The 13,427-nt window shown below is 47.1% G+C and carries 11 protein-coding genes and 2 pseudogenes; 11 read left to right on the top strand and 2 right to left on the bottom strand.

All coding sequences use genetic code 11. The features are described from left to right. The first annotated feature begins 26 nt into the window (after positions 1–26). From MY7_RS13700 to MY7_RS13685, 4 genes and pseudogenes are all read left to right on the top strand, one after another. The gene (locus MY7_RS13700) at positions 27–1,223 is read left to right on the top strand and encodes an MFS transporter (RefSeq protein ID WP_007613575.1); all 1,197 of its coding nucleotides are present in this window, start codon (positions 27–29) and stop codon (positions 1,221–1,223) included. A gap of 976 nt (positions 1,224–2,199) precedes the next feature. Next, positions 2,200–2,400 (top strand): annotated as a pseudogene (locus MY7_RS19330) (hypothetical protein); the annotation flags it as partial. An 83-nt stretch (positions 2,401–2,483) separates the two neighbouring features. After that, on the top strand, positions 2,484–3,266 hold the full coding sequence (locus tag MY7_RS13690; RefSeq protein ID WP_007613573.1) for a TRADD-N-associated membrane domain-containing protein: 783 nt from the start codon (positions 2,484–2,486) through the stop codon (positions 3,264–3,266). A 62-nt stretch (positions 3,267–3,328) separates the two neighbouring features. Further along, positions 3,329–3,565, top strand: a pseudogene (locus MY7_RS13685) (XkdF-like putative serine protease domain-containing protein); the annotation flags it as partial. A gap of 106 nt (positions 3,566–3,671) precedes the next feature. Here the strand turns inward: MY7_RS13685 and MY7_RS13680 are convergent. After that, positions 3,672–5,267 carry a PucR family transcriptional regulator gene (locus tag MY7_RS13680; protein WP_007613571.1) on the bottom strand — a complete coding sequence of 532 codons (1,596 nt, stop codon included), beginning with the start codon at positions 5,265–5,267 and terminating at the stop codon, positions 3,672–3,674. Positions 5,268–5,446: 179 nt separating this feature from the next. Here MY7_RS13680 and MY7_RS13675 point away from each other — a divergent pair, with 179 nt between their 5' ends. From MY7_RS13675 to yunB, 6 genes are all read left to right on the top strand, one after another. Next, positions 5,447–6,811: an allantoinase gene (locus MY7_RS13675; RefSeq protein ID WP_007613568.1), complete on the top strand. Its 1,365-nt coding sequence runs from the start codon at positions 5,447–5,449 to the stop codon at positions 6,809–6,811. A 72-nt stretch (positions 6,812–6,883) separates the two neighbouring features. Then, positions 6,884–7,237 (top strand): YunG family protein, encoded by a 354-nt coding sequence (locus MY7_RS13670; protein WP_007613566.1) that lies wholly within the window; start codon positions 6,884–6,886, stop codon positions 7,235–7,237. Between the two features lie 26 nt (positions 7,238–7,263). Beyond that, positions 7,264–8,115, top strand: a complete 852-nt coding sequence (locus MY7_RS13665; RefSeq protein ID WP_007613564.1) for a DUF72 domain-containing protein — start codon at positions 7,264–7,266, stop codon at positions 8,113–8,115. Positions 8,116–8,134: 19 nt separating this feature from the next. Continuing rightward, entirely contained in the window at positions 8,135–8,956 is an 822-nt protein-coding gene (locus MY7_RS13660; protein ID WP_007613562.1) for a sulfite exporter TauE/SafE family protein, read from the top strand. A 17-nt stretch (positions 8,957–8,973) separates the two neighbouring features. After that, on the top strand, positions 8,974–10,368 hold the full coding sequence (locus MY7_RS13655; RefSeq protein WP_007613561.1) for a bifunctional metallophosphatase/5'-nucleotidase: 1,395 nt from the start codon (positions 8,974–8,976) through the stop codon (positions 10,366–10,368). A gap of 126 nt (positions 10,369–10,494) precedes the next feature. Continuing rightward, the gene (gene yunB, locus MY7_RS13650; protein ID WP_029325852.1) at positions 10,495–11,253 is read left to right on the top strand and encodes a sporulation protein YunB; all 759 of its coding nucleotides are present in this window, start codon (positions 10,495–10,497) and stop codon (positions 11,251–11,253) included. A gap of 37 nt (positions 11,254–11,290) precedes the next feature. Here the strand turns inward: yunB and lytH are convergent, their stop codons facing one another. Beyond that, the gene (lytH, locus tag MY7_RS13645) at positions 11,291–12,268 is read right to left on the bottom strand and encodes an L-Ala--D-Glu endopeptidase (protein ID WP_029325853.1); all 978 of its coding nucleotides are present in this window, start codon (positions 12,266–12,268) and stop codon (positions 11,291–11,293) included. Positions 12,269–12,470: 202 nt separating this feature from the next. On the opposite strand from lytH, the gene lipA reads away from it, so the two are divergent. Continuing rightward, positions 12,471–13,367 carry a lipoyl synthase gene (lipA, locus tag MY7_RS13640; protein ID WP_003151923.1) on the top strand — a complete coding sequence of 299 codons (897 nt, stop codon included), beginning with the start codon at positions 12,471–12,473 and terminating at the stop codon, positions 13,365–13,367. The last annotated feature ends 60 nt before the right edge of the window (positions 13,368–13,427 follow it).

Here is a 13,427-nt window from a genome sequence, read left to right as displayed (position 1 = left end):
TTTGTCTGGGGAGAAGGTAAGAAATCATGGCGTACATAGGCCGATTGTCAATTTTAATGCTGAATATGTTTATTGCGATGCTTGGAATCGGATTGATTATTCCGATTATGCCCACCTATATTACCGAATTCGGCGCGACGGGGAGCACGATGGGTCTGCTTGTTGCGGCGGCGGGGCTTACACAGCTTTTATTTGCGCCTATTGCCGGGGAAATAACCGACAAGTACGGACGGCGGAAACTGATTATTTTCGGCATCGCCGCCTTTGCCGTGTCACAATTGATCTTCGCTTTTGCCGGAAGCCTGTGGCAATTGTTCGCATCCCGCCTTTTGGGCGGAATGGGCGCGGCGTTTTTAATGCCGTCAATGTTCGCTTACATAGCGGATATTACGACCGAAGAAGAACGCGGGAAAGGAATGGGGCTGTTCAGCGCGGCGATGACGCTCGGTGTCGTCATCGGGCCCGGTGTCGGAGGCTATTTGGTTCATTATGGCATGTCTGTGCCGTTCATCGTGTCTGCAAGTCTTGCCTGCTTTTCAAGTGTGCTTTCATTTTTCTTTCTGCCCGAAACGCTGGGACGTGAAAAGCAGCTGGAAGCCCGGGCAAAAACGGAAAAACGTGAGCATCTGTTTAAGCAAATGTCACGCGCGCTCAAATCGCCGTTCGCGTTTATGCTGATTCTGGTTTTTGTGCTGAACTTCGGAATTATGAACTTTGAATCCGTTTTCGGCCTTTACGTTGACCATAAACACGGATTTAAAGCGTCTGATATTGCCTTTATTATTACGGCTGCGGGTCTCATCGGCGTGTTTGTGCAGGCGGTCGGCGTCAGTTATCTCGTCCGCAAGTTCGGGGAAAAACGCGTGATTAACGTGACGTTGATCGGGGCTGCTGCAGGACTTGTGTGGTGCCGGTTTGCGGGTTCATATTGGGCCGTTTTTGCCGCGGCAATCTTTTTCCTGACGCTGACATCGCTGCTCCGGCCGGCGGTTAATACGATGCTGTCGAAGCTTGCCGGTGACCAGCAGGGGTTTGCCGGAGGGATGAACACCTCATTCATCAGCTTAGCGAATATCGCCGGACCGTCAGCCGCCGGTTTTCTCTTTGATTTAAATATGGAATTTCCGTATATGCTGGGAGCGGCCATTCTCGCCATCAGTTTTCTGGCCGCGCTTGGCTGGGGCAAAAAGACACAGACACGGCCGTTCACGCAGCAAGGATAAGAATCAAAGCCTCCGTGTATCCGGAGGCTTTTTGCTATTGTCGTTTATTCTTCGGCTGTCTGCATCTCTGAAATTGCAGAGATGCGCATAGAGGGAAAATCATATCGAACGCCATTGTGAATTATAGGGAAATCAGTTGTTCCGTATGCTCAAGCATAGCGCGAATGGAAACCGGAACAGGTGTAGATATAGTAAAACCAGCTTTATCTCTTGAGGAGTCTGACGAATTTGATCTGCCGGAAGTTGATCAAAAAAGAAGGCAGTCAGGCGGGAACAACATAGATCGGCGTAAATGAAGAAAGGGAAAAAGCAGCGGTGTTGGTATTTGCTGTTTCGCATGCAGAGTGAGAACAGTCTGCCTAAACGGGTCATTGGGATAATACGAACCGTTCAGCCGGGTGTAGGGGTTGATTGGTGACAACAAGGAGAGGTTAGCTTATAAAACCTCTCACGGAAGATGTTGTGATGGTTCCCCTGCACGAATTTTGCAGATCAAAGCCCGCAATTAGGCCAACACACAATTATGCAAGAGACAATCATCTAAAAAGGATGTCGGTAAGTACAATATGGTGTACGGAAAAGGAGTTGAAAATGTTGTATTATTACCCGTCATTCCATTTGTATCAGCGGCAAGAATTTAATTCTTATCCATGGCCCCATCAATTGACCCATTCAGGGAGCTCCCCCTATGTTTCCGCGCGCCCTCCTTTTTATAATTCTCCATGTTACAGAGAGTGCATAAGAAGCGGAGCGGATAGCTATTTCTGCTGCTATATCTGCGGTTTCTGTTAAAAAGAAAGACTTATAGAAGTAAGTGATTATTCCAGGATGACAGTGAGACCATTATCCAGACAGCCATTAGCCAACACACGAGGCTTCATTACGATTCACGGAGGGGAACCGTCCCTCCTTTTTCGGAAATTTTATAAAATCCCCTTGCACGGCCTGTCATAAGCGGTTTTTGGTCTTGATGTGTTCGACTGTTGGTGTTGACGAAGAATTCAAGATACCAGGAAGCAGCGAAACCTGTATGTATCAGCGAGACACAAAGCTTTCCGCCGCTGAGCGGGTTAGTTGTCACTGCGTTCTATCGCCTGTGGTAGACAACAAGGTTTTAGGCTTGTCAGCTGACGAAAAAGAAAAGATTCGGAGTGAAGCTTTAGCAAATATGGAATAAATATCGTTAATGTTAAAAATGTATCATATAACCATTTTATTTATAACCTCTTTACTTTATAAAAAAAGTAAAGAGGTTATAAAATGGGAAATTCGTTTAGTCCAAGAGAGAGTGAGTCAGAAATAATAAGTAGTAATAGACAAAGTGATCTTAAATACCTTGAGAGGGAAAAGACATTATTAGAACTTAAGGCAAAAAAAAGAAAAGCTGTGTTCTTTATATGTGGAATGTTTTATGCAATATTTGGTTTAGTTTTTTTTTCTGTAACTACTAGATCAGAACTTAATCTTATGGTGAGTTTAAGCTGCTTTTTAATAGGTATCACTTTAAGTGTTTTGGCACATGTCATGCTAGATCAACGATTAACCACTATGATATATGATATTGAAAGGGAAATTGACTTACTGCAGAGTGATGATTCTCTGAAAAATAGAAGTGAGACTCTTTTTAAGCAACATGATTTACAATTGAAAAGATATTATGACCTTAATCTTAGACAAAACTCTTTTGTGTTTTGGGTTGGGATCAGTTGTATTGTTCTGGGTTTCGTTTTTATAGGAATAACCCTCTATTTGATATCGGGTAATATATTGGGTAATCCGCAAAATAAAATAATAGTAGCGGCAACTGGTGCGCTTGCAGGAATACTCTCTAACTTTATAGCAGCTATTTACTTGAAAATGCATACTAATTCAATTAACTCTTTAACTGAATTTCATAATAGGATTGTTAATACACATCATTTTTATTTCAGTAATTTTCTAATCTCTCAAATAAAAGATGAACAAAAAAGGGAGGAAACTTTGGCAAACCTAGCTTTAAATATAAGTAATGAAGACAAACTACAAGAACAAAGTCCAGAGTAAACACAACACCATTAGGTTTAATGGTGTTTTTTCTTGAAAGTAGGTAAACAACATCGAGAGAGCTGCTAAGCAAAACCACACATGTTTCTTATGTAGACAAGGCTGCTAATCAAAAGCAGTTCTATTTTATGAAATCAGAAAAACATCCGAACTTTCACAAGGAAGTAAAGATCCTTGCGAAAGAAGCAGATGCACAAAAACTTGTTTACGGTATCGTTTATGAGCCGGACACAGTGGATGCTCACGGGGATTTCATGACAGCTACAGAAATTGAGAAGGCCGCTCACGGCTTCCTGAAAGGATACTCGTTAGGATTTTGATGGCAGCATTTTGAGAATTTAGCTGAATGAATCCACCTTAAATAGGATGCGGGAGAACACCCGCATCCCTGTCTCTAACGATTCCTTAACCGATCAGCCGCTGCATTCTCAGCGCGAGCCGCAGGCGCATCGTCGTCTCCGGATCTTTTAAGCTTTTGCCGAGCAGTTCCTCGCATTTTTCTAAACGATAGATCACCGTATTTCGATGGACGTACAGGCGCTTAGCCGTTTCTGAAATCTGGCAGTGGGTCTCCAGGTAAACAGACAGCGTATGAAGCAGGCTCTGGTCCTCCTTTTGCCGGTCGGCCAGGCTTTGGAGGGTGGCTTCGTAAAACTTCTTCACATCTTCCGCGGGAAGCAGGCGGAGCAGCTCCGGCACGTCTTTGGCATGATAGATTTGAATAAACTCCGCGCTTCTGGACAAATGCCCGGATGAAATGGCGTCTGAAGCTTCGGTAAAGGCGTCAGGGACGTCGATCAGCTTTTGGCATATGTTTGAGATGCCGAAGGAGACAGTCCGTTTAAACTGCGCCCGGACCTGCTTTTGAAACTGCTCCAAAAAGCTGATGACAGACGCGTGCATTTCATTCCAGCTGTCTGTCGCTTCAATTAAAAGAATACCGACATTTCCTTTAATAAAGAGATGAGGGGGAAACGGAAAGGATGACAGCTCCCCTTCAAGCAGATCAAATACATGATCAGAAACGAGCTGATTTTCGGTAAAGCTGATCGTTTTCTCATTTCGGTCAAGTTTTCCGCAAATGCACATGTATTTTTGATCCCAGCGGAGCCGGAATTCTTTGGCACGGCTTTTGATTTCTTCATGGCCGGTAAACGAGCGGTCGATGAAATTGCTGAAAAATTCATTGCGCGCCCGTCTGCTGAATTGTTTGACGGCATTTTCTTTCAACAGTTCAAAGGAAATGACGTTGGCCGCCTGTTCAATTGTCAAAATCATGCCTTTATCAGCGGTCTGCACCAGCTCCGGAATCACCAGATAACCGCAGTTTTTTTCAACATTCAGAATCGGCAGGACAGAATACGCCTTTTTGTCGGACAGCATGGAAAAGCAGGTGAAATAAGGCCCGGAAAGGGAATAACAGATGTTTTTCAATAAAGACGTGTCAATGGGTATGCGGTGGGACGATGATAAGAGTTTTGTATGCTGATCCAAAAGCAGCACGGGAAGCCGGAGAATGTCTGAGAGTTTCTTAAGCAGGGATTGAAGCCCTTTGCCGCTCATGATGTGGTTTGTGAATTTTTTGTGGGCGTAAATGGCCTGCTGCAGCTCATTTGAACGCATATCAAGAATATGGCTCAGTGTGGCGTTGACGATATCTCCGAGCCTGATGTCTTCCGGCAGCTCAATAATCGGAAATTCATACCGGTCGGCAAGCTCCGCGGCATCTTTCGGAATGACATCAAGATAACGCTTCGTTTTGATCCCCAGTCCCGCGCAGCCCCGTTTTGCCATGAGGCGGATCAAATCTTTCAACAGCTGCGGGCGGTCCTTCAAGTGGTAAGCCGTCGTGACGAGCAATTCGTTTTTATGTAAAAAATCAGCGATGTCCGGCGCATCCATCATGTTGACGTGCTGCACCTCCCTCCAGCCGCCGGATCTGCCTGCGATTAATGCGGCCCGCTCATAAGCGGGAATCTTCATCACGTCATAAATGTTCATCAGTCAATCTCCTTTCAGGTTCTAAAGACAACCATTGGTTAATATGAATAAAAATCATCAAAAATAATAGCGGTTTTGCTGATGTATTACGATCATAGTAGCAGTAAACTGGCAATCATAGACGCATGTTGTGATAAAAACTGACAGAAAATCGTCATCCTTACAGGGAGGAAGATAAAATGGCCTATGACGTAATTGTAAAGGGTGCGAAAGCTGTGCGAAAAGGCGGAACAGAGCGGGCTGATATCGCCGTCAAGGACGGGAAAATTGCTTTGATCGGGCCCGGCATTGACGAAAACGCGGAACAAGTGGTGCAGGCGGACGGCATGTATGTGTTTCCGGGCGCGGTCGATTGTCACGTGCATTTCAATGAACCCGGCCGCGAAGAATGGGAAGGCATTGAAACCGGCTCAAACATGCTGGCTGCCGGCGGCTGTACGTCTTATTTTGATATGCCGCTTAACTGCATCCCTTCGACGGTAACTGCTGAAAACCTGCTGGCAAAGGCGGAAATCGCCGAACGGAAGTCAGCGGTTGATTTTGCGCTTTGGGGCGGTTTGATGCCCGGATATACCGAACATATCCGGCCGATGGCAGAAGCGGGGGCAATCGCGTTTAAAGCGTTTCTGTCTAAATCGGGAACGGATGAATTTCAATCAGCCGATGAACGGACTCTTTTAAAGGGAATGAAGGAAATCGCGGCGTGCGGCAAGATTTTGGCCCTGCACGCAGAAAGCGACGCCCTCACCCGATTCCTTGAAGCCGAGTACGCGCTCCAAGGGAAAATTGATGCCCGCGCTTACGCTTCCTCACGTCCGGAAGAAGCCGAATGCGAGGCTGTGCAGCGGGCGATTGAATATGCAAGAGCGACGGGATGCGCGCTTCATTTTGTACATATCAGCACGAAACGGGCCGTGCTCTCCATTCAGCAGGCGAAAAAAGACGGGTTGGATGTCACCGTTGAAACGTGTCCGCACTACTTATTATTCAGCTTTGAAGACTTCCTCAAAAAAGGGGCGGGCGCCAAATGCGCCCCGCCGCTCCGCTCAGAGGCTGATAAAGAGGAATTGATCGGAGTTTTGGCTGAGGGCCTGATTGATATGGTGTCTTCGGATCATTCTCCCTGTCATCCGTCTTTGAAACGCGAGGATAATATGTTTCTGTCGTGGGGCGGGATCAGCGGAGGCCAATTTACGCTTCTCGGCATGATTCAATTAGCGCTCGATCATGGGATTCCGTTTGAACATGTGGCCCGATGGACGGCCGAAGCACCTGCCGAGCGCTTCGGTTTAACGAATAAAGGGCGGCTTGAAGAGGGATTTGACGCTGATTTTGCCATTGTCCGGCCGGAACCTTTTACCGTCACAAAAGAAACGATGTTTTCCAAACATAAGCAAAGCCTGTATGAAGGCCGCACCTTTCCATACCGAATTGCTGTGACCTACAGCAAGGGGCGCTGTGTGTACCAGGATGGCGTGGGTAAGCAGAACGGGGCTTTCGGAACATTCCTGAAGCCTTCTGAAATAAAAGAGCCGATTCTCTGATGAGAATCGGCTTTTTTTGTCGTTTGGAAAGCGGGTCTCGTGGTATCTTTTTATAAAAAGGAGTAAAACACATTGTATAATCAAATCTTGAACATATTAACGGCATCCTGGTCGCGCAAGACTAGTACAAAATGGACGGAAGATTGCCCGGCCAAAGGCCAGTGCGGCGTAACGGCTTTAGTCATCCAAGATGTTTACGGCGGTGACATTCTCAAAACAAAAACCGGCACAAGCTGGCATTTTTATAACCGAATAGACGGGGAGATATATGATTTCACGAGCGGTCAGTTTTCAGAGCCGATCGTCTATCAGCACATTCTTTCTTCCAGAGATGAGGCATTTTCGGACACCAATGAACACCAATACCGGTTCCTGAAAAGTGCATTCAGAAAAAACATGGAAACGGAAAGAGAAAAACACCTGTGATAAACTAGAGTGAGAGGTGAAGGATTGTGATTTATATCGGACTGACGGGGTGGGGGGATCATGACAGCATCTATCCGCCGAAAACAGCGGGCCCGCAAAAACTGCAGGTGTATTCCTCCCATTTTCCCATCGTTGAGCTGGACGCGAGCTTTTACGCGATACAGCCCGCCCGTAATAATGAAAGATGGGTCAAAGAGACGCCGGAATCTTTTCAATTTGTCATTAAGGCATATCAAGGAATGACGGGCCATCAGCGCGGCGATATTCCCTTTGAATCGAAGGAAGAAATGTTTGAGGCGTTTAAGCTGTCATTATCGCCGTATATAGAGCATGGAAAGCTTGCTATGGTGCTGTTCCAATTCCCGCCGTGGTTTGACTGCAAGAAAGAAAACGTCGCATATTTAAGATGGTGCAGGCAGCAGATGGGCGATATTCCGTGCGCGCTTGAATTCCGCAACCGGTCTTGGTTTTCCCCGCCATTTTATGAACAGACGCTTTCCTTTATGAAGGAGGAAGGCTGGATTCACAGCATATGTGACGAGCCGCAAATCGGCGAGGGCAGCATTCCGACCGTCCTGAAAGCAACGGATGAAGAAAAAACGCTTGTCCGTTTTCACGGGCGGAACAAGCAGGGCTGGATCAAACCAGACGGCGGACAAAACTGGCGTGAGGTCAGATATTTATACCGCTATAACAAACAGGAGCTCAAAGATTGGAAAAACAATCTTCAGGAGCTGAAAAAACAGTCGCGCAATCTGTATGTGCTCTTCAACAATAACTCAGGCGGAGACGCCGCCGATAACGGGCTTGAGATGCTTGAAATGTTAGATATCTCATATACCGGGCTTGCTCCGAAGCAGCTCGACCTATTCAGCTAGAAAAGAGGTTTCAAGACACATGTCTTATCTTATTTTGATCATATTGGGATTTATCGCGGGAACGGTCGGCAGCCTGATCGGGCTTGGGGGAGGAATTATCATCGTGCCGGCGATGCTCTATTTAAGCACGATGACTCCGTTTTTTCATGACGTAACACCGCAGACAGCCATCGGCACGTCCCTTTTGGTGATTATTTTTACGGGACTGTCATCAACTCTGGCCTATATGAAATATAAAACCGTTGACTACAAAAGCGGACTGATCTTTTTTATCGGTTCCGGCCCGGGAAGCATCATCGGCGCGTATTTGTCTAAACTTTTTAATGCGCATACGTTTTCCGTCTGGTTCGGACTTTTTATGATTTTGATTTCCATTACATTAATGCTGAAGGCGAAAGCAAAACCGGTCAATAAAGCGCATAAAGGCATGATCCGGACATATGAGGATGAATCAGGTGAGCTTTATACATATTCGTACCGTATTTTCACCGGTATCGTGATTGCCTTTTTCGTCGGTTTATTGGGCGGTCTTTTCGGCATTGGCGGCGGCTCTCTTATGGTTCCGGCCATGATGCTGTTATTTTTGTTCCCGCCGAAAGTGGCTGTGGCGACGTCAATGCTCATTATTTTCTTATCCTCCGTGACGGGTTCCGTGTCACATATCGCAGAGGGCCATGTCAATTGGCTGTATGCGCTGTGCCTCGTTCCGGGCGCGTGGTTCGGCGGCAAAATGGGCGCGTGGGTCAATAAGCGGGTGCAGACGAAAACGATCGTGCTTTTCATGCGGGTCGTCTTGATTTTGATCGGCTGTGAATTGATTTATCAAGGGATATTCAGCTAAAAGGTAGGAGAGATGGTATGTTAGAGAAGCTCCGTTTATATCATACGAATGATTTGCACAGCCATTTCGAAAATTGGCCGAAAATCGTACATTATATTGAGCAGAAGAGAAGTGAGCATGAAAAAAACGGGGAGGAAACACTCGTATTTGACATCGGCGATCATATGGACCGATTCCAAATGATAACGGAAGCGACCTTCGGCAAAGCGAATGTCGACTTGTTAAACCGGCTTGAGATTGATGCGGCTGCCGTCGGGAATAATGAAGGAATTACGCTGCCTCACGATGAGCTGGCGGGTTTATATACCCATGCTGCGTTTCCCGTCATTGTGTCCAACCTGTTTGACGCGGACGGACAGCGGCCGGAATGGGCCGAGCCCTACGTGATTAAAACGCTGAAAAACGGGATGACCGCCGGCATACTCGGCGTCACGGTGCCGTATTATCCCGTCTATCAAAAACTCGGCTGGACAGTGACGAATGCGGAAAAAAGCATTCAAGAATCACTTGACGATATCAAGGGCAAAGCGGACATCATCATTCTGCTTTCTCATTTAGGCCTGATCGATGACCGGGCCGCAGCGGAAAAATTTCCGGACATCGATGTCATTCTTGAATCACATACGCACCACCTTCTTGAGGACGGACAGGACATAAACGGCGTATTGCTTGCATGTGCGGAGAAATACGGGAACTATGTCGGCTGTGTCGAGCTGACGATAGAAAGTGAATCACGAACCATTGTCAACAAACAGGCATCTGTACAGAAAATGGCTGATTGGCACGGGGAATCTGAAGATACGGCGGCTTTTCTGAAAGAGAAAGAACGGGAAGCGGAAAACCTGCTCTCCGTACAAGTCGCCAATCTGAATGAAGAAGCCGGCGTGAAGTGGTTTGAGGAATCGCCGCTCCCGCTTCTATTAGCCGAAGCGCTGAAAAGCTGGTGCGGCTGTGAAGTCAGCATGGTGAATTCAGGCGTCATTTTGGGGCCTTTACAGAAGGGGCCTGTCACAAAGCTTGACCTGCACCGTATCTGCCCTCATCCGATCAATCCGGTGGCCGTTCGTCTTTCAGGCAGGGAACTCCAGGAAACAATCAGCCAGGCCGCCTCGGAACAAATGGAGCAGCTGCGGATAAAAGGTCTCGGCTTCCGCGGGGAAGTGATGGGCAGGATGGTATATGCCGGAGCGGAGGCAGAGGCCGGCATTCTTGAAGACGGTGTGACGCATCTCCTCAATGTGAAAGTGAACGGAGAAGAGATTGATCCGGAGCGGATATACTCGGTTGCCGTTCTCGATATGTTTACACTCGGAAAGCTGTTCCCTTACATCCGCGATTCAAAAGAAAAACAATACTTTATGCCGGAGTTTTTAAGAGATCTGCTCGCCTGGAAGCTCGCGCGGCAGCGGTAATGTCATATAGCTGTCCGCCGTTCCATTTCACCCGAGTGAAGGTAAGCGGGACTTTTTAAGAGTGAAAATAAAATACTATGTCCCCTCTTACAAGCATACATTGTGATATGTAAGGGGGGATTTTTCTTGCCTAGATACCGGAGCGCTCTTCGCAAGAGAGGGCCTTTGCCTTTTCGATATGTGCTTCTTCTGTCGTTTGCTTTTTTTATCATATCGACGGTCATCAGCCTCTGGATGATCAACTCCTCAATCAAACCGGTGCTGATGAACATCGGAGAAATGGAAACCAAACGGGTGGCGACAGAGGTCATTACGGAATCCATTGAAGAATACATGTCTCACAGCGACAATGTGAAAGATATGGTCGATATGAAAACGGATGAAAACGGAAAAGTCACAACGATGGATTTTAATACACAAATGGTCAACAGTATGAAGGCGAAAGTGACAAAGCAGCTCCAGGCTCATCTGAAGGAAGCGGAGTCGAACAATAAGCAGCATGAAACGGAAAAAGGCGCGAAAACGGCCGATGAAATTATGATTAGCATCCCTTTAGGGCAGGTCACGGGAAACAGCATTCTCGGGAATCTCGGACCGAAAATCCCCGTGCGCTTTAACCTGATCGGCGATGCGTTAACTGATGTGAAAACAAAAATAAAGCCGTACGGCATTAACAATGCCCTGATCGATATTAGCATCTTTGTAGAAATTAAAGTAAAGGTCATTATTCCGTTTGCCAGTAAGACATCAGTCGTGACAAATAATATTCCGGTCTCCATTAAAGCGATTCAAGGAGAGGTGCCGCAGTTTTATAACGGAAGCGGCGGGTCAGGTGTGACGCCTTCCGTCCAGCTGCCGAATGAAAAACAGAAGAAAGATAAATAAAAACACACAGCCGCAATTTTTCCTGGCGGCTGTGTGTTTACTTTTTCCTGCGGATTTCTTTACGCTCCCATGCCCTTAAATGAGGATACGGATCAAAAGACCATTCCGATCTGCCGTTATCTTTATACATCCCGTAGTGAAGATGCGGCGGAAATTTTCCCGCGGTGCCCGGCGGTCCGTATCCGGAACTGCCGACAGAGCCGATCACCTCTCCGGGTTTGACGATCCGGCCTTTATGCACACCTTTTGCAAAGCCGTTCAGGTGAGCGAAGTAGTGATACGTGTTATTGATATCCCTGATGCCGATTCTCCAGCCGCCGAAACGGTTCCAGCCCTTCATTTCAACAATACCGTAGCAGGTCGATCTGACAGGGAGCCCGTAATGAGCGAACAGATCCGTTCCTTCGTGAATCCGGCGCCCGCCGAAACCCCGTGCGGCGCCCCACGTGCTGCGGTAGCTGTAATCCGTCTTCACGGGAAGCGGAAAGGCGTGCTCTCCGAGATCAAGGCGGCCGAACGTTTTAAACAGTGTCATGAATTCGGTGATAATGCCGACCGTCTGATCACGGCGGTAATAATTCCAGAGGCCGATGCGGATATGGTCAAGATCCGTTCCGAATCCCGCTAAATACTGTGCAAATGTATAAAGAATGTCCTCATCATTGCTTACCTCGGCTTTTCCGTCGCCGTCGCCGTCCAGGCCGATCCCGTCAAATACTTTAATGCTGAGAGGCGCATCGTCCTTAGGATTTGGATTTTCAGGGCCGCTCCACAAATGATCCGGAATATAAATGCTGATGATTCCCGCTTTTTCCGGCAGATCCTTTCGGTTCGAGCGGACATTTTCTTCATATTGATCAACCGCCGCAAGCACATACCAAGGAATCTGCGTGACTGCTTCGGCTTTGCGGTACAACTGCATCCGTTCGCCGTAAACAGGAGCCGATTGTTCTTTCCCGCTTGCAGCCGGACAGAAAACTGATAAAAGGAGAAGAGCAGATAACAGAACTTTCACAACATGATCTCCTTTCAGGATTGAATACACATAGTTTGCGGCAACAATCCGAGAAAATGTAAGTAATTCTCTTCCCTTGTCGAGAAATTTTTCCTATGTTAAAGTGACTATTGAATAGAAATCCGCAAGTTTTATATCCATCGTGAAATAGAAATTTTTCGCACACGAACATGAATAAAGGGATAATGGAGATGATGGGGAAATGGCAAAGAAAGACGAGCATCTGAGAAAGCCGGAATGGCTCAAAATAAAGCTGAACACGAATGAAAACTATACGGGTCTGAAAAAATTAATGCGTGAAAATAATCTGCATACCGTATGTGAAGAAGCAAAATGCCCGAACATCCATGAATGCTGGGCTGTCAGACGTACGGCGACGTTCATGATTCTCGGTTCCGTCTGTACGAGAGCATGCCGCTTCTGCGCTGTAAAAACGGGACTGCCGACTGAGCTGGATCTGCAGGAACCGGAACGCGTAGCTGATTCCGTCGCGCTGATGAATTTAAAACACGCCGTCATCACGGCCGTAGCGCGTGATGATCAGAAAGACGGCGGAGCAGGCGTCTTTGCGGAAACGGTCCGGGCGATCCGCAGAAAAAGCCCGTTCACGACAATTGAAGTGCTGCCATCCGATATGGGCGGAAATTACGACAACCTGAAAACATTAATGGATACCCGTCCTGATATTCTGAACCACAACATTGAAACCGTCCGCCGCCTGACACCGAGAGTCCGGGCCCGCGCAACATATGACCGTTCTTTGGAATTCTTGCGCCGTGCGAAAGAAATGCAGCCTGACATCCCGACGAAATCAAGCATTATGATCGGTCTCGGCGAAACGAAGGAAGAAATTATTGAAGTGATGGACGACCTGCTTGCGAACAATGTCGACATCATGGCGATCGGCCAATACCTGCAGCCGTCGAAAAAACATTTAAAAGTCCAAAAATATTATCATCCGGACGAATTTGCCGAACTGAAAGAAATCGCGATGCAAAAAGGCTTCAGCCACTGTGAAGCAGGCCCGCTTGTCCGTTCTTCCTACCATGCGGATGAACAAGTGAACGAAGCGTCTAAAAAACGTCAGGCCCAAGCATAAGATAAGCCGAAAAAACCCAAAACGCCGCAGGTTTTGGGTTTTTTGTGATGGAGCCGTTTT

The sequence above is a fragment of the Bacillus sp. 5B6 genome, from assembly GCF_000259405.1.
Lineage (GTDB): Bacteria > Bacillota > Bacilli > Bacillales > Bacillaceae > Bacillus > Bacillus velezensis.
This window is presented reverse-complemented; position numbering and strand designations above follow the sequence as displayed.